The sequence below is a fragment of the Aerococcus sp. 1KP-2016 genome, from assembly GCF_002252085.1.
GTDB lineage: Bacteria > Bacillota > Bacilli > Lactobacillales > Aerococcaceae > Aerococcus.
In genome coordinates this window covers 1-17,461 of sequence record NZ_NEEY01000036.1, presented here as the reverse complement: position 1 = coordinate 17,461, position 17,461 = coordinate 1, and the positions used below count along the sequence as shown (strand labels likewise).

General features: G+C 38.7%; 16 protein-coding genes. 15 read left to right on the top strand and 1 reads right to left on the bottom strand.

The window, feature by feature from the left end; all coding sequences use genetic code 11:
• Nucleotides 1–162: 162 nt before the first annotated feature.
• Both B9P78_RS10270 and B9P78_RS07065 read left to right on the top strand, forming a co-directional pair.
• Nucleotides 163–573 carry a reverse transcriptase domain-containing protein gene (locus B9P78_RS10270; protein WP_233487774.1) on the top strand — a complete coding sequence of 137 codons (411 nt, stop codon included), beginning with the start codon at nt 163–165 and terminating at the stop codon, nt 571–573.
• Between the two features lie 539 nt (nt 574–1,112).
• The gene (locus B9P78_RS07065) at nt 1,113–2,342 is read left to right on the top strand and encodes a mechanosensitive ion channel (RefSeq protein ID WP_094518798.1); all 1,230 of its coding nucleotides are present in this window, start codon (nt 1,113–1,115) and stop codon (nt 2,340–2,342) included.
• Nucleotides 2,343–2,462: 120 nt separating this feature from the next.
• On the opposite strand, the gene B9P78_RS07060 is transcribed toward B9P78_RS07065, so the two are convergent.
• Nucleotides 2,463–2,951, bottom strand: coding sequence for a hypothetical protein (locus tag B9P78_RS07060; RefSeq protein WP_094518797.1), 489 nt, complete (start codon nt 2,949–2,951; stop codon nt 2,463–2,465).
• Nucleotides 2,952–3,000: 49 nt separating this feature from the next.
• Here B9P78_RS07060 and B9P78_RS07055 point away from each other — a divergent pair, with 49 nt between their 5' ends.
• The 13 genes from B9P78_RS07055 to B9P78_RS06995 all read left to right on the top strand — a co-directional run bounded on the left by B9P78_RS07055 (nt 3,001) and on the right by B9P78_RS06995 (nt 17,345).
• Nucleotides 3,001–3,891 carry a GerMN domain-containing protein gene (locus B9P78_RS07055; protein WP_094518796.1) on the top strand — a complete coding sequence of 297 codons (891 nt, stop codon included), beginning with the start codon at nt 3,001–3,003 and terminating at the stop codon, nt 3,889–3,891.
• Between the two features lie 248 nt (nt 3,892–4,139).
• Nucleotides 4,140–5,531: a tRNA uridine-5-carboxymethylaminomethyl(34) synthesis GTPase MnmE gene (mnmE, locus tag B9P78_RS07050; RefSeq protein ID WP_094518795.1), complete on the top strand. Its 1,392-nt coding sequence runs from the start codon at nt 4,140–4,142 to the stop codon at nt 5,529–5,531.
• A 23-nt stretch (nt 5,532–5,554) separates the two neighbouring features.
• Complete coding sequence (gene mnmG / locus B9P78_RS07045; RefSeq protein ID WP_094518794.1) at nt 5,555–7,453, top strand: tRNA uridine-5-carboxymethylaminomethyl(34) synthesis enzyme MnmG; 1,899 nt, start codon at nt 5,555–5,557, stop codon at nt 7,451–7,453.
• A gap of 567 nt (nt 7,454–8,020) precedes the next feature.
• Nucleotides 8,021–8,737, top strand: a complete 717-nt coding sequence (rsmG, locus tag B9P78_RS07040; protein ID WP_094518793.1) for a 16S rRNA (guanine(527)-N(7))-methyltransferase RsmG — start codon at nt 8,021–8,023, stop codon at nt 8,735–8,737.
• 209 nt (nt 8,738–8,946) lie between these two features.
• Nucleotides 8,947–9,723, top strand: coding sequence for a ParA family protein (locus tag B9P78_RS07035; protein WP_094518792.1), 777 nt, complete (start codon nt 8,947–8,949; stop codon nt 9,721–9,723).
• The gene (locus tag B9P78_RS07030) at nt 9,704–10,672 is read left to right on the top strand and encodes a ParB/RepB/Spo0J family partition protein (RefSeq protein ID WP_094518791.1); all 969 of its coding nucleotides are present in this window, start codon (nt 9,704–9,706) and stop codon (nt 10,670–10,672) included. The genes B9P78_RS07035 and B9P78_RS07030 overlap by 20 nt, the downstream gene beginning before the upstream one ends.
• A gap of 11 nt (nt 10,673–10,683) precedes the next feature.
• Complete coding sequence (locus B9P78_RS07025) at nt 10,684–10,896, top strand: DUF951 domain-containing protein (RefSeq protein WP_094518790.1); 213 nt, start codon at nt 10,684–10,686, stop codon at nt 10,894–10,896.
• A gap of 54 nt (nt 10,897–10,950) precedes the next feature.
• Complete coding sequence (gene ychF / locus B9P78_RS07020) at nt 10,951–12,045, top strand: redox-regulated ATPase YchF (protein ID WP_094518789.1); 1,095 nt, start codon at nt 10,951–10,953, stop codon at nt 12,043–12,045.
• Nucleotides 12,046–12,071: 26 nt separating this feature from the next.
• Nucleotides 12,072–12,806, top strand: a complete 735-nt coding sequence (locus B9P78_RS07015; protein ID WP_094518788.1) for a DUF1129 domain-containing protein — start codon at nt 12,072–12,074, stop codon at nt 12,804–12,806.
• A 148-nt stretch (nt 12,807–12,954) separates the two neighbouring features.
• Nucleotides 12,955–14,040 carry a thioredoxin domain-containing protein gene (locus B9P78_RS07010; RefSeq protein WP_094518787.1) on the top strand — a complete coding sequence of 362 codons (1,086 nt, stop codon included), beginning with the start codon at nt 12,955–12,957 and terminating at the stop codon, nt 14,038–14,040.
• A 12-nt stretch (nt 14,041–14,052) separates the two neighbouring features.
• Complete coding sequence (locus B9P78_RS07005) at nt 14,053–14,565, top strand: thioredoxin domain-containing protein (protein WP_233487773.1); 513 nt, start codon at nt 14,053–14,055, stop codon at nt 14,563–14,565.
• 414 nt (nt 14,566–14,979) lie between these two features.
• Complete coding sequence (gene guaB / locus B9P78_RS07000; protein WP_094518785.1) at nt 14,980–16,467, top strand: IMP dehydrogenase; 1,488 nt, start codon at nt 14,980–14,982, stop codon at nt 16,465–16,467.
• A gap of 194 nt (nt 16,468–16,661) precedes the next feature.
• Nucleotides 16,662–17,345, top strand: a complete 684-nt coding sequence (locus tag B9P78_RS06995) for a response regulator transcription factor (RefSeq protein WP_094518784.1) — start codon at nt 16,662–16,664, stop codon at nt 17,343–17,345.
• Nucleotides 17,346–17,461: the final 116 nt, after the last annotated feature.

The window sequence follows — 17,461 nt, the reverse complement described above, 5'->3', positions numbered from 1 at the left end:
TCTTCAAGATTACTGGAAAATCATATCGTATGAAAGGGAAAATATAAATGGACTTCTAAATTAGACTGTCAAAAACCTACATTTTTATTCTGTCATAAACCTACAATTTTATACTGTCCTTGACAATTATCGCCCCTTCTCAGCAATGTCTACTTACATGAACTGGATAAAGAACTTGAGAAAAGAGGACATCATTTTGTACGATATGCAGATGACTTCGTCATTTATGTAAGAACAAAACGAGCAGGAGAACGTGTGCTAGAAAGTGTATCTCGTTTTATTGAAAGAGAACTCAAGCTGATTGTCAATACAGATAAAAGCAAAGTTGGCTCACCTACCCGTTTAAAGTTCTTGAGCTGTCTGATGAAACAAGTGAATGGAACTTGTCGTTTTATACCTACCAAAGAAGCTAAAAAGAAATTTAGAGCAGAATTAAAACGACGAACCAGTCGCAAACGTCCAGGGGATTTCAAAACTATTCTAAATGAAATCAACCAAGTAACAAGAGGATGGATTGGTTACTTTGGATTAGGGTTCATTAAATCTTTTATTCAGAAAGAAATAGAACCTTGAATACATCACAGAATCAGACAGCTTATTCTCAAAAGATGGAAACTACCAAAAACAAAAATAACGAAGTTATTAAAATATGGATTAAATTTAGATAGAGCCAAAAGAATCGGTTATTCCAGAAAGAAATACTGGAGATTATCTAAATCACCAGAGGTTCACTGGGCCCTTACAAACGAAAGACTCCACCACTGGGGCTTAGTATCGAGTCTGCTTACGCAAGATATTGAACCGCCGTATACGGATCCGTACGTACGGTGGTGTGAGAGGTCGGAGCCGTGAGGCTCCTCCTACTCGATTGTCTAATATATTGTAAAAGGTCACATTTTTAAAAGAATAAATACAAAAAAGGTGATATTTTGTATTAAAATAGTTTTTATTACTTTTATAAAATAATAAAAACGTTGATATAGTAAAGGTTATAAAATAACCTTTATCATATCGTGTGACTATCACTTATAAATATAGTAAACTAGAATTATCTTAAGAATTTCTTTATAAATAAAGGAATTCTATTTTTACATCAAAAGGAGATGGAGAAAATGGATTTATCTAGTTTATGGTCAGGATTCATAGCAAGCCTACCAGCAGTAGTTGGGGGTATTGTATTAATTCTTGTTGCATGGTTAGTTGCTGTATTAGTAAAGAATGCGGTTTCTAAAGGGTTAAAAGCAGCGGGTTTAGGTAATCGATTTGTTCAGTGGCGTCTTGCTGAATCTGCAAGTCAGGCAGAAGCAACATTTGATACAATTGGTCAAATTCTATATTACATCGTTTGGGTATTATTCCTACCTGGTATTTTCGAAACATTTGGTTTAACTTCAATCGCATCACCAATTCGTGATATGACAACTACTGCTTTAGCCTTTATCCCGGCTATCGTTGGTGCAATCATCATTATGATCGTTGCTGTTGTTGTTTCTCGTTTAGTGAAACAATTGGTTTATTCTTTAGTTAAAACCATCAATATTGATAAATATGTTGCTAAATTCACTGGTAACAAAGTACAAAATGGTCAATCAACTGATACTATTGCGAATGTGCTATCATGGATGGCTTACATCGTTGTATTCATACCAATTGCTGTTGTGGCCCTTGAAACATTAGGTATTTCTTCAATTGCACAACCAATTATTGGTGTGTTAAATAGTATTGCAGCAGCAATTCCAAATATCTTAGTTGCTGTAATCTTACTAGCTGTCGGTTTAGCAATTGCTAAAGTATTAGGCGATCTAGTGAAAAACTTGCTAGAAGGTACTGGTTTAAACAACCTATTTAACCGTGAAACAGGTACGAGCGCACCAAATATCAATATCTCTGAGATTATTGGTCAAGTAGTTGCTGTAGTTGTAGGTTTATTCTTCACTGTTGAAGCATTGAACGCTTTAGACTTAGCAATCTTAAATACAGTTGGGGCAGCAATCATTGCTTACTTACCAAATGTATTAATCGCTTTAATCATCTTAGGTTTAGGTATCTTTGGTGGTCGCTTTGTTGGTGACTTAGTGAATAAAGCAAGTGCTGGTAAATGGGTTGGCGAAATTGTCAAAGGTGCCTTTATCGTCTTCTCAGTATTTATGGCGTTAGACCAATTAAACTTTGCAAATAGCATTGTGAACATGGCCTTCTTATTCATTATTGGTGGTTTATCAGTTGCCTTTGCCCTTTCATTTGGTTTAGGTGGCCGTGATTTTGCCAAGAAACAACTAGAAAAATTAGATCAAAAAATTGAAGAAGAAACACATTCAAATAATGACAACAATCAATTCTAATGTGTAAATCTTACATCAATCAAAAAGGGTCAGGGCTGATAAGTCCTGGCCCTTTTTGTTGTTATTGGATGAAGTGAGCAGTGTTTAGATGGAGAATGTTTAAATGATTGATAAGCTTATTCATATTTCTTTATTTAGCTTATGAAAGCGTATACAATTATAGATACAGAATAGGCTAAATAGATTGGGGGGATTGAAAATGATGGTGAAAAAGTTAGGGGTATTATTAGTAGGATCAACTATCTTGTTGTCTTCATGTGGTTTGTTTGATTGGGGTAAAGGCAATGGGGATATATATGGCTCTTCATCATCTTCCGCTACATCGCAGGAGGTGAGTGAATCAGAATCATCGAAGTCTGCTTCTTCAATTAGTAGCCAATCTAGTGTGAGTGAATCTAGTAAACCTAGTGCATCTAGTACATCTAGTACATCTAGTACATCTAGTACATCTAGTACATCTAGTACATCTAGTACATCTAGTACATCTACTGCGTCAATCGTAAGTTCTAGTGCATCAACTAGTAGTTCAAGTATAACTTCTTCCAGTTCTACAGTGTCGTCTTCAGCTACCTCATCTTCCTCAATTGTAGCGGATGCCAGTGTAGCCACGTACTTTCCGTTGGCTAAAGGCTATCATGCAAGTTTTACAGGGGATAGTATGGAATATTCTAGCTTTACGCGAACATATGACTTTATCGATGCTAACCTTCTATATATGCGTTCAGACAATGGAGGCACTACAACCCTTGAAGTGGTGAAAGTAACTAAGGATAAGGCGCAAATCCTATTCCGTCGACCCGAAGCCTATGCCCATGAAGCAATTCCTCAAGATCTCGTGACACAAATGAGTGAGCCAGGTACCATTTACCTACAAGCACCACTTGAAGAAGGGCATAAATGGCAAACGACAGATGGTAGTCGAGAAATTATTGGCATCGATGTAGCCATTAAGACACCTACAGGTAATTACAAAACAATTGAAGTAATCGAAAAAAGAAATGATGGTAGTACGCGAACTGAATACTATGCCAAAGATGTAGGGCTTGTATATGCAGTAGATGAATTGACTGGTGAAAGTGGTTATTTGGTTACCCAAAGCTTAAGCAAATTAGCATTTAAAGGTTGGACGGAGTCAATTCCATATCAATATGTGACTGGACCGGATGCCTTTGAAACGGCAACTGAGAAAGCTTGGATGACAACAAATACATCCATGGCCCTCATCTTTACAGAAATGTTCCAAGGCAAATATACAGTTGGGGAAGTACTCTTACCTAAACGTTCAAGCATTCAAAGTATTACCACGAATGGACAAATGTCTGGTCAGGGTAAGGTGATTACTGTAGATTTTACGGGCGATATAGCAAGTATAGCAACCGATGATTTGGGTAAAGAAAAGCTGGATGCTATGATAACAAGTATTGACCAATATTATAATGCGGATGAGGTAGCCGTTACTGTAAATGGTAAACCGATGGTGGTAAAAAATATTGTGACTTTAACTAAGGAAGAACCATATTATCCAATTGATCAAGCTAGAGAAATGTAAGCATAATAAAAGGGTGCGAATTCATTTTTTCGTATCCTTTTCTGCTATTTCATTTGCTTTATAAGCAATAAGCGTTTATAGTTTACAATTGAAGCGGTATTGCGTATAATACCCAATGTATAAAATTTAAGTCTGACAGTCAAAGTGTCTTTCTACCTGTTTCAAAAATGAGGGGTAGATTGGGCGCTTTTTTATATGCACAAATATAAACAATATTAGATAAATTCTCCATAGAAAGGAAGTTATGCATGATTACAAGTGGTTTTGATACAATTGCGGCGATTTCATCTGCACCAGGTGAAGGGGCAATTGGGATTGTTCGTCTATCTGGCGACAATGCGCTAGCGATTGCTGATAAGGTATATCAATTAGGAAAGAAAAAGTTAAGTACACAAGATTCTCATACGATTCATTATGGACACATTGTTGATCCTAATAATGGTCAAGACATTGATGAGGTGATGGTGACGGTAATGCGTGAACCCAAAACCTTTACGCGTGAAGACATTGTCGAAATCAACACACATGGTGGGATTGTCGCCACTAATCGGGTACTTGAATTAGTCTTACGTGAAGGTGCAACATTAGCCGAGCCAGGTGAATTTACCAAACGTGCCTTTTTGAATGGCCGAATTGATTTAACCCAAGCCGAAGCTGTAATGGACTTGATTCGTGCGAAAACGGACCGTTCTATGGACTTAGCGGTCAAACAATTGGACGGAAATTTATCTCATTTAATCGAAAATTTGCGTCAAGATATCCTAGATACACTTGCACAAGTAGAGGTAAATATCGACTATCCTGAATATGATGATGTTGAAGAAATGACCTTGAAATTGTTAAGTGAGAAGACAAAACTCATCAAAGAACGGATTGAAGGGTTACTATCGACAGCGAAACAAGGGAAAATTCTACGTGATGGTATTTCAACAGCAATTGTTGGTCGTCCAAATGTAGGGAAATCTTCATTATTGAACACGTTACTACATGAAGATAAGGCCATTGTGACAGATATTGAGGGAACAACTCGTGACACTGTTGAAGAATACATCAATATTCGTGGCGTACCGTTGAAATTAGTCGATACGGCTGGTATTCGTGAAACTGAAGATGTGGTAGAACGTATTGGGGTGGAACGGTCTAAGAAGGCTTTAGATGAAGCTGAATTAGTACTTTTACTATTGAACCAAGCTGAACCACTAACGGATGGCGACCGTGCCTTGCTTGAATTAACGCAAGATCATAAACGCATTATTATTATGAATAAAATCGATTTACCAAACCAATTAATGAAAGAAGCATTGCTTGAATGGGTTGAAGCAGATGAAATCATTGCTACGTCGATGACCACGCAAGAAGGTATTTCAGAATTAGAAGCGAAGATTGCAGATTACTTCTTCTCAGGTCAATCTGGTGAACGTGATGCGACATATGTATCGAATGCACGTCATATTGACTTGCTACAAAAAGCGAGCCAATCCCTTGATGAAGTATCGATGGGCATCGAAATGGGTATGCCGGTTGATTTAATTCAAATCGACTTTACCCGTGCTTGGGAAATCTTAGGTGAAATTATCGGTGAAAATGCACCGGATGAATTATTAACACAATTATTTAGTCAATTCTGTTTAGGTAAATAATCAGAGAAGGAAAGGGTGAAAAGATGCAAACTTATGAAGCAGGTAGTTATGATGTCATTGTAGTTGGTGCCGGTCATGCAGGAAGCGAGGCAGCACTTGCAGCAGCGCGTATGGGTGCTGAAACAATGCTGATTACAATTAACATTGATATGGTCGCTTTTATGCCGTGTAATCCATCAATTGGAGGACCAGCTAAGGGTGTAGTGGTACGTGAAATCGACGCCTTAGGTGGTGAAATGGGCCGTAACATTGATAAGACATACATTCAAATGCGTATGTTAAATACAGGTAAAGGCCCAGCTGTGCGTGCTTTACGTGCACAAGCAGATAAAGATGAATATGCGAAAGAAATGCGTAAAACGATCGAAGGACAAGAACGCTTAACTTTACGTCAAGGTTTAGTAGACGATTTAATCATTGAAGATAATGTGGTAACTGGTGTTATTACGAACACAGGTGCTATTTACCGCGCGAAGGCCGTTGTTTTAACAACTGGTACTGCTGCACGTGGTCAAATTATCATCGGTGACTTGAAATATTCTTCTGGTCCAAATAATTCGCAAGCAGCAGAAAAATTAACAGGCAATTTAGCGGAAAAATACGGTTTTGATATTACTCGTTTCAAGACGGGGACACCACCACGCGTGGACAAACGTACAATCAACTATGATGTAACAGAAATTCAACCTGGTGATGAGGCGCCAAACCACTTCTCATTCATGTCGAAAGATGAAGATTACTTGCCATTATCAGAACAAGTACCTTGTTTTCTAACTTACACAAATGAAGCAACACATGAAGTGATTCGTGACAACTTATACCGTGCTCCAATGTTCACGGGTATTGTTGAAGGTGTTGGTGCACGTTACTGTCCTTCAATCGAAGATAAAATTGTGCGTTTTGCGGATAAACCAAAACACCAAATCTTCCTAGAACCTGAAGGATTAGATAATGAAGAAATCTACGTTCAAGGTCTATCTACTTCACTACCTGAAGATGTACAAAATGACGTGATTCATTCAATTAAAGGTTTGGAAAACGCACGTATTATGCGTACAGGTTATGCAATTGAATACGATGTGGTCAAACCAAACCAATTAAAAATGAACTTGGAAACAAAGAAAGTGGCCAATTTATTTACTGCTGGTCAAACGAATGGTACATCTGGTTATGAAGAAGCAGCAGGCCAAGGTTTGTATGCAGGTATCAATGCCGTATTAAAAATCCGTGGTGAAGAACCATTTATCATTAGTCGTGACCAAGGGTACATGGGTGTTATGATCGATGATTTAGTAACAAAAGGAACCACAGAACCATATCGTCTATTAACTTCTCGTGCAGAATATCGTTTGTTATTACGTCATGACAATGCGGATGTACGTCTAACAGATAAAGGCTACGAATTTGGTTTAGTTTCTGAAGAACAATACCAATTATACAAATCAAATCAAGCACAAGTTGCAGAAGAATTAGAACGCCTATCAAATACGCGTTTGAAACCAACGGCTGAATTACAAGCCTACTTGGCAGAACGCAATTCTGCTGAATTAAAAGACGGTATTATGGCTGCTGATTTATTACGTCGTCCTGAATTGAAAATTGATGATATTTTGAAATTTGCACCAAGTGAAAAGGCATTATCACGTCAAGTCACTGAGCAAGTTGAAATTCAAATCAAATATGCAGGATATATCGTGAAGGAACAACGTAAAGTTGAAAAACTACACCGTCTAGAACAAAAAGAAATCCCTGAAGATATTGACTGGGATGCTATTGAAAGCCTAGCAACTGAAGCACGTCAACGTTTGAAAGAAATCGGACCACGTACTTTGGCACAAGCGAGTCGTGTATCAGGCGTTAACCCTGCTGACGTATCAATTATCATGGTGTATTTACAAGGTGGACACGTAGCACGAGTATAAAAAAGGATGAGAGAAAAAGCGATTTGGCCCTAACCACTGGAAGAATAGTGCCGTGGCACATGTAATGTGACGCAAACTATTCTGAAGTGGGCAAGGGACAGCTTTTTCGAACTCGACTTCACAGGATGTGAGCGCGGGCGTTTAGACAGGTAGCACTGGAGGAGATATGCAGTAGCGAGTGAAACGCCCTGCAAATATTCTGAAGTGGGCAAGGGACAGCTTTTTCGAACTCAACTTCACAGGATGTGCGCAATATCGTTCAGCCAGCTACTGCCTGAGATGAATGATTGATCATCTCAATCTTAATAAGTAAATGAAATAGTGTTTGATACAAGAATGAGGAAGTTTGGATAAGGTGTTTTATCCATGCTTCTCTTTTTCTATGTCTATTTATTTTTACCCATATGGTATACTTTAAGGGCATAGAGAGTAGCGATGAATGTTAGAAATAGTGCTACTTTAAAATGGGTGGGTAATGAAGGTGAAACGTGTAATTTGTCACGGGCGCCTAAGCATCAACGCCTAAAGTCCTTGTCATAAGAAAATTGAAAAAGAAAGTAGTAGTATATGAATCCAGAAATGTTTCAAAAAGCCCTTGCTGAAGCGGGGATCCAATTAAATGACCAACAGATGACCCAATTTAATCGATACTTTGAATTGTTAGTTGAATGGAATGAAAAAATTAACCTGACCGCTATTACTGAACGTGATGAAGTGTATTTAAAACACTTTTATGATTCATTAACGGTGGCTATGCATGTGCCTATGACCGGTGAAAATTATCGCTTGGTAGATGTTGGTTCGGGTGCAGGTTTCCCAAGTATTCCTTTGAAAATTGCCTTACCTGATTTAGATATTACGATTGTCGATTCTTTGAATAAACGTATCCATTTCATTGAAGAAGTAGTGAAGGAATTAGGATTGGAAGGTGTCCATGCCTATCATGATCGTGCCGAAACTTTTGGCCAAAATCCACAATTTAGAGGGCAATTCGATTTTGCTACAGCACGTGCCGTAGCGCGGTTAAATTTATTAGCTGAATTTTGTTTACCTTTAGTGAAGAAACAAGGTCAATTTTTAGCGATGAAAGCCCAAAGTGCGGATGAAGAAATTGAAGAAGCAAAAAATGCGATTGCTATACTTGGTGGTAAATTCTTAGAGGATATTCAATTTGATTTACTAGAAGATGCCGGTCAACGTCATATTTTGCGTATTGAAAAAGCAAAAGAGACACCAAACAAATATCCGCGTAAACCTGGAAAACCAGCCAAAAGTCCGCTTTAAAGGGGCAGTGACAAGTATTTTTGCAAATACTTGATTTACTTGAACATGGGCTTTCATTTTTTGGTACAATGGTAAAGAATTAAATGATTTTTTCATGTAGAAATAAAGCGAGAAATAGTAGAACTATTTTGAATGAATGCGAAAGGAACGGAAACGCATTCCGTTCCTTTTTTTAAATGAATAACAAGCAAATTGTAGGGGGTTAGAAAATGGGTAAAGTAATCGCAGTTGCCAATCAAAAAGGTGGTGTTGGTAAGACAACAACTACCGTCAATTTAGCATCGGCACTTGCCTACCAAGGTAAAAACATTCTATTGATTGATAGTGATGCGCAGGGCAATGCAACAAGTGGTCTAGGTATTGCCAAGGGATCCGTTGAAAATAGTATTTACGACGTATTGATTAATGGCGTACCAATGAAGGATACGATTGTTTCCTCATCACGTGAAAATCTATCAGTAGTACCAGCAACAATCTCGCTTGCTGGGGCAGAGGTGGAATTGACGAGTGTTTCACATCGTGAGCAAAAGATGAAGGACGCGATTAAACCCTTACGTAACGACTACGATTATATTTTCATCGATTGTCCGCCTTCTCTAGGACATTTGACGATCAATGCTTTTACGAGTGCTGATTCAGTCTTGATTCCAGTCCAAAGTGAATATTATGCACTAGAAGGTTTGAGCCAATTATTAAATACCATTCAATTGGTGCAAAAACATTTCAATCCAGCTTTAAAAATTGAAGGTGTATTGATGACAATGTTTGATGCTAGAACCAACTTATCGAATGAAGTGGTTGACGAGGTACGTAAATACTTTGGTACTGCAGTTTATGAAACATTGATTCCAAGAAATGTACGATTGTCTGAAGCTCCATCTTATGGACAGTCTATTATTGATTATGATATCCGTTCCCGAGGCGCTGAAGTGTATATTGAATTGGCAAAGGAAGTGCTAAAGAATAATGGTCAAACAAACGAATAAACATAATAAAGGTTTAGGACGCGGTATCGATGCGTTTTTTGGTGGCGACAATGTCTTCTCACAAGAAGAAGTGACGGAAACCAATACCAATACAGATACTGCTGAAGTTACAGAAGTAAATAATGAGCCTTCGGTTGCGAGTGACAAGCTAGTTCAAGAAATTGCGTTAGGTGAAATCCGCCCGAATCCATATCAACCGCGTCATCAATTTGATGAAGATGCCTTAAATGATTTAGCGAAATCGATTCAAGAACAAGGTATATTCCAACCAATTACTTTACGTAAATCAACGATTAAAGGTTATGAAATTATTGCAGGAGAACGTCGTTTTAGAGCTGCAAAAATTGCAGGTTTAACAACGGTTCCAGCCATTGTCCGTGAATTTACGGATGAGCAAATGATTGAAGCTTCTATTATTGAAAACTTACAACGTGAGGATTTAACTGCTCTTGAGGAAGCTTTGGCTTACCAACAATTGATTGACGTTTTGGATATCACCCAAGAACAAGCAGCGCAACGTTTAGGTAAATCAAGAGCTTATATCGCCAACCATTTGCGTTTACTTGGTTTAAGTGACGATATCAAGGCCTTAGTTCAATCAGGTGAATTATCAGCAGGACAAGCGCGAACAATTTTAGGTTTGAAATCCAAAAAAGACCAATCTCGCTTGGCCAAAAAGGTAGTTGCTGAAGGCATTACGGTGCGCCAATTAGAAAAAATGGTGCAAACCCTAAATGAGCCAGCGGACAAGGAAGTCAAAAAAGACGACCATAAAAAACCAGCTGTACCAGCATATATTCGTGAAAGTGAAGATCGCTTGATGGATAAATTTGGTACGAATGTCCAAATTAATACACGTGGAAAACGCGGTAAAATCGAGATTGAATATCTCTCAGAAGAGGATTTAACCCGTATTTTAGATATACTCAATATTAAATTTGAAGATTAGGGGTGTATGTCTTGGTAGAGAAAGAATACGGCATGCATGATGTCGTGCAAATGAAGAAACCCCATCCTTGTGGGGAAAATGCTTGGAAAGTCATCCGTCTAGGCGCTGACATCCGTATTAAATGTCAAGGCTGTGGTCAATCAGTGATGATGCCACGTCGTGAATTCGAAAAGAAAATGAAAAAAGTATTAGTGAAAGCAGACCAAGCAAGTACAGAAGCTTAGTTATTTTCGCATGTATAGTATCGTAATTTAAAGAAAAGAAAGTAGTGTGAAAAAATGGCATTAACAGCCGGTATCGTAGGATTACCAAACGTAGGTAAATCCACTTTATTCAATGCAATTACCAAATCTCAAGTTGAAGCAGCAAACTATCCCTTCGCAACAATCGACCCAAATGTGGGCGTAGTAGAAGTGCCAGATAACCGTTTAGAAAAATTAACGGAAATCTATGTACCAAAGAAAACCATCCATACAACCTTTGAATTTACGGACATTGCGGGTATCGTTAAGGGCGCGAGTAAAGGTGAAGGTTTGGGTAACAAATTTTTAGCGAACATTCGTGAAGTAGATGCGATCATCCATGTGGTACGTAGTTTCGATGATGGTAATATTACGCATGTGTCTGGTAAGGTAGATCCAGCTGACGATATTGAGACCATTAATTTGGAATTGATTTTGGCTGACTTAGAAACTGTCACAAAACGTTATGAAAAAGCTGCGAAAATGGCTAAATCAAAAGACCATGATGCCGTTGTTGAAGCAACAGCTTTGAAAAAGGTCAAAGACGTTTTAGAGGCAGGTAAATCAGCACGTACAATGACATTTACGGAAGAAGAACAACCATTTATTGACCGCATGTTCTTACTAACAGCGAAGCCAATTCTATATGTAGCGAACGTTGATGAAGAATCAGCAAGCACAGGCAATGAATATGTAGAAGTAATTCGTGAAATTGCGAGCCAAGAAAATGCGGAAGTAGTGATTGTTTCTGCTCAAATCGAAGAAGAATTAGCAAGTCTTGATGATGAAGACCGTGCGATGTTCATGGAAGACTTAGGTATGGAAGAATCTGGTTTAGACCGTTTAATCCAAAAAGCTTATACATTACTAGGTCTTGAAACATACTTTACGGCTGGAGAACAAGAAGTACGCGCATGGACCTTCAAAAAAGGCATGAAAGCACCTCAAGCTGCTGGTGTCATTCACTCTGACTTCGAACGTGGTTTCATCCGCGCTGAAACCTTATCATATGAAGATTTATTAACATATGGTAGTGAAAAAGCAGCCAAAGAAGCAGGTCGTTACCGCTCAGAAGGTAAAGACTATATCGTTCAAGATGGCGATATCATGCTATTTAGATTTAACGTGTAAGCAAGCAAAAGGAGATCTAACTGATTATGGCATTAGGAACTGATAAACAAACAAATGAAGCATTGCAAGCCCAAGAAGCAGCAGAACGTCAACGTATTGCTGCAGAACGTCCAGAGCTATTTGCAGCATTGACTAAACGTAACCAAGAATTCATGAATAAATTTATGCATGAATTAACGGCTTTGGGCTACGATGGTGATTTAGACCGCAAAGAAAATGAAATTTTACATACTTTAGTGGAAGAACAGAAAAAAGGGGTTACTGCGAAACAACTTTACGGTACACCAACTGCTTATGCCCACCAATTACATGGCAATCCTGATGATTCAGCAAATGGCATTGAAGGGGCAACTAGCCCATTCTGGCAATACTGGGTTGAGGGTGGTTTATTAATCGGTGGTGTCTTCGCAGGTATTTCTGGTTTAACGCTATTATTAGGCTCTAACGGTGCAGCTTCAGGTCCAGCGGGTATCATTACCCTACTACTTAACTTCGTTGTAGGTGGGGCAGCTATGGCTATCCTAACAACGAACCAACCGGATATGAGTAAACCGAAGAAAGAACGTGGCACAATGCGCTACATCATGATTTCGGTAGCGGTATTACTAGTGTGGATTCTATTAATTTCAGTAACTGAATTTCTACCCGATGCAGTCAATCCTGAATTACCAGTGTTTGGTTATCTAGCATTAGCGATTCTTGCGTTGGCAGCTAGATGGTGGTTTAAACGCGAATACAAAGTAACAAAAACTTTGTTCTAATTCAAACCAGATTTGATTTGAAGGATACTTATTGGAAGTCTGTTCACCAGTTGGACAGACTTTTTTGTGTATATTGAGTTGTTCTCTTTGAGAAAATGATGAAGGTTCGCTAAGATTAGGGTAACAAATAATAAAGGACGTGTAATAAATGGATGCAACAAATATTGATTTTTCAAACGTTTCAGATGATTTAGGATTCCGTTATGGACGACCGGATGCACCGGTGAAACTATATGCCTATTTGAATGTGGAATGTCCTTTTTCCAGAATATATGAACAAACAAATACAGCGTTAATCAATGAATTCGTGGATGCTGGTAAAGTGCAATATATTGTCAAACCTGTGGACCGTCCTACTGGTCACTTGCGTAAAGGAAATGTGATGCATCGCTACCTTACTTATGATGATCCTGAAAATGCCTTCGAACAACTAACAACTATGTTCGCAACACGTCAAGAATGGACTAAGTTGGATGAAGATGGCGTGGCTAAATATGCAGAAGAGGTACTAGGCTATACTGTCCAAGACAATGACGCTGTGCAAGAAGCTATCAAGGAAGAAGCAGTACAAGTAGGGGCAAAAACCGTTCCAACTGCCTATGTATTTGGTGAAGCTTTTGATGAACATGAAGACAATAATACAGTGCGTGACTGGATCAATGCTGCCTATGCAACCGCAACTGCTGAGGAAGCCTTTGATTTTGGGGCAGACAAATTAAATTTAGATGCTGTGACCGATAAACGTGCGATTAAATACGGTTCAGATGATGCACCCGTTAAGATTACTGAATACATTAACTTCCGTTGCCGTGGCTCTAAACGTTTTGAGGATGCCATTTCAGATAAACTTGAACAACTGGCGGATGCCGGTAAAGTGCAACGTATTATCAAGCATGTAGATATTGATGCAGCTGGTTTATACAAGGGTGAAGTGATTAACCGCTTTGTAGACTATAAGGATCAAGACCGTGCGTATAAACAATTTAAAGAAATTTTCGCGCGTCATGGTGAATGGTCTGCCTATGACTTCGGCGGAATTGTCGATGTAGCGATTGAAACTTTCTCTTACAGCTATCAAGGCAATAAAATTCAAACAGAAGTAGTTAAAGAAGAGTTCAAGAATTTAGGGGCTGTTGCGACACCAACAATTGTTGTGAATGGCAACAAAGCCTTTATTGGTCCAAATGCAGCACAAGAATTAGATGACTATTTAGCAACAATTATTGAGGAATAGGAGGCTTTATTGATGTTTGCTACTGAAAAAATTACCTACCAAGATGCAATCAAAGTAGGGGATGATACAGCCAAGGTGAAAATCGTGGAATATATCAACCTTGCCTGTCCGGATGCCTTAATCTACCAAGAAACGTATGCGTCATTCTTGGCACCATTAGTTGCGACAGGTCAGGTACAACGCATCTTGAAACATTACAATAAAACATCTAACCGTCTACAAAAGGGAAATGTTGCCAATGAATTTATCGCCTACGATGGTGATAATGAAGCTGCCTACCATTTCATTGATCAATATATGCGTAAGCAAAATGAGTGGACAACACTTGATTTGGAACAAGTGGCGGGTTATTTTGAAGCGGAAGGCTTTGTCAAACAAGACAATGCTGACTTAGCTAACCGTGTCTTCGAGGAAGCACAAGCTGTCGGTGTAGGTGCCGTGCCAACTGTTTTTGTAGGTGATCAAGCCTTTATTGAAACAGTAGATGCTGATGCCTTCAAAAAGGCTATTAGTAGCCAATTATAATAAGCGTGAGCAGTCCTGAAGTAGAGATACTTTAGGGCTGTTTTTTATATGGGGCCATAACGCTTTTTCTCACATCCTGTGAAGTTGAGCTCGAAAAAGCTGTCCCTTGCCCACTTCAGAATACTTTGCGTCACATTACATGTGCCACGGCACTATTCTTCCAGTGGTTAGGGCCATAACGCTTTTTCTCACATCCTGTTTTTTAAAGACGAACTTTTATTTTTCTTAGATGGTGTTTATTGGAAAGGACGGCTTTTTTCTCAAATGAAACACGAACATTAAATTTCATTAAGTAAAATATTTAATTTATTTACGAAATATAGAGTTGACGACTTGGTTTAAAGGTGTTAGGATAATAAAAATATATTTTTAAAGCCAAGGGGAAAACATCTATAAGAAGGAGTAATTAATATAATGACTACAGCATGGGAAAACAAATTTGCAAAAGAAGGACTTACATTTGATGATGTCCTATTAATGCCAGCACATTCAGAAGTATTACCTAATGAAGTTGACTTGAAGGTACAACTAGCACCAAATCTAACATTGAACGTACCAATTATCTCAGCATCCATGGATACTGTTACTGATTCACGCATGGCGATTGCAATGGCACGCCAAGGTGGTTTAGGGATCATCCACAAAAATATGACAATTGCACAACAAGCGGATGAAGTACGTAAAGTGAAACGTTCAGAATCTGGTGTCATTTCTGATCCATTCTACTTGTTCCCAGAAAATGCTGTTCGTGAAGCAGAAGCTTTGATGACAAAATACCGTATTTCTGGTGTGCCAATCATTGATAACGAAGAAAACCATAAATTAGTTGGTATCTTAACAAACCGCGATATTCGTTTTATCGAAGATCATGATCAAGAAATTGGTAATGTAATGACTAAAGAAGATTTAGTTGTGGCACCACAAGGGACTTCATTAGAAGAAGCAAGCCACATTTTATACGAAAACCGTATCGAAAAATTATTATTAGTTGATGACCAAGGTCGTTTAACTGGTTTAGTAACAATTAAAGATATCGAACGTGTAACGGATTATCCAAATTCAGCGAAAGATGCGAAAGGTCGTTTGATTGTTGGTGCAGCTGTTGGAGTAACATCTGATACATTTGACCGTGTGACAGCTTTACTTGATGCTGGTGCGGATGCGATTGTTATTGATACTGCTCACGGTCATTCAGCAGGTGTTTTACGTAAGATTGCTGAAATCCGCGCTGCATTCCCGGATGCAACTTTAATTGCAGGTAATGTTGCGACTGGTGAAGGTACTCGTGCATTATACGATGCCGGCGTTGACATTGTGAAAGTTGGTATTGGACCTGGTTCTATCTGTACTACACGTGTTGTAGCGGGTGTAGGGGTACCACAAATCACTGCTATCTACGATGCTGCAACTGTTGCGAATGAATATGGCAAAACAATCATCGCTGATGGTGGGATTAAATATTCTGGTGATATCGTCAAAGCTTTAGCAGCTGGTGGTCATGCAGTAATGTTAGGTTCTATGTTAGCTGGTACTGATGAAGCGCCAGGTGAGTTAGAAATCTTCCAAGGTCGTCAATTCAAAACTTACCGTGGTATGGGTTCTATCGGGGCAATGAAAAAAGGTTCTGCGGACCGTTACTTCCAAGGTGAAGTGAACGAAGCCAACAAACTTGTACCAGAAGGAATCGAAGGCCGAGTAGCATACAAAGGTCCAGTTTCTGGTATCATCTTCCAAATGATTGGTGGTATTGAATCTGGTATGGGTTACTGTGGTGCAGCAAACGTTCAATCTTTACGTGAAAATGCACAATTTATCCGTATGACGGGTGCTGGTTTAATTGAATCACATCCGCATGACATTCAAATTACCAAAGAATCACCAAACTATTCTCGTGGTAACTAATACAATTTAAAAGATACTTTCAAAAGGCAATCAGGCTTGCAAAATCCTGGTTGCCTTTTTACAATGAGGGCAAGAGACTAGTAGAAAAGCGTATCTTAAGGCATTCTTAAATACTTTTAAATAGAAATATAGTACTAAGTAGCCCGTAATTTGTTAAGATGGTGGAAGAGAATATAGCGTATGGAGGATGACAAATGAAAATATTAATTACAGACGACGATAAAGATATCGTTGAATTACTAACAATTTACGCGACCAACGAAGAATATGAAGTTATCCAAGCTTATGATGGTGATGAAGCCTTAAAGAAAATCGCTGAAAACCCTGATATTGCCTTAATGGTCTTAGATATTATGATGCCCGTGAAAGATGGTATTACCGTGGTTAAAGAGCTTCGCAAACGCGATGTTGATATGCCAATCTTATTATTAAGTGCCAAATCTTCAGACATGGACAAAATTTCTGGTCTAACAACTGGTGCGGACGACTATGTTACCAAACCATTTAATCCACTGGAAGTGATGGCCCGTATTAAATCATTGTTACGCCGTGCAAATGTAGGCGAAAGTGATTCTGCTACAATTGAAATTGGTCCCTTGGTGATCAACAAAAACTCCCATGAAGTTTCAACAACTGATGGTGAACAAATTCAATTAACGGCCTTAGAATTTGGTATTTTATACTTATTAGCAAGTCATCCAAATAATGTCTTTTCTGCAGACGAAATTTTCGAACGTGTATGGCAACAAGAATCTGTTGTATCAGCCAAAACGGTGATGGTTCATGTGAGTCATTTACGTGATAAAATTGGTGAAGCAACAGGCGGCGACAAAGTAATTTCTACCGTTTGGGGCGTAGGATACAAAATCACAGCCTAAAATAGAGTGCGACAAGAGGCGCTTAGATTTGAACCGTTGGAAGAAAATGAACTTAAAGCCCGTACTTTGGGATTTAAGGATTTTTCTGAAACGCAGTCAAATCTGCCTCTTGGAGC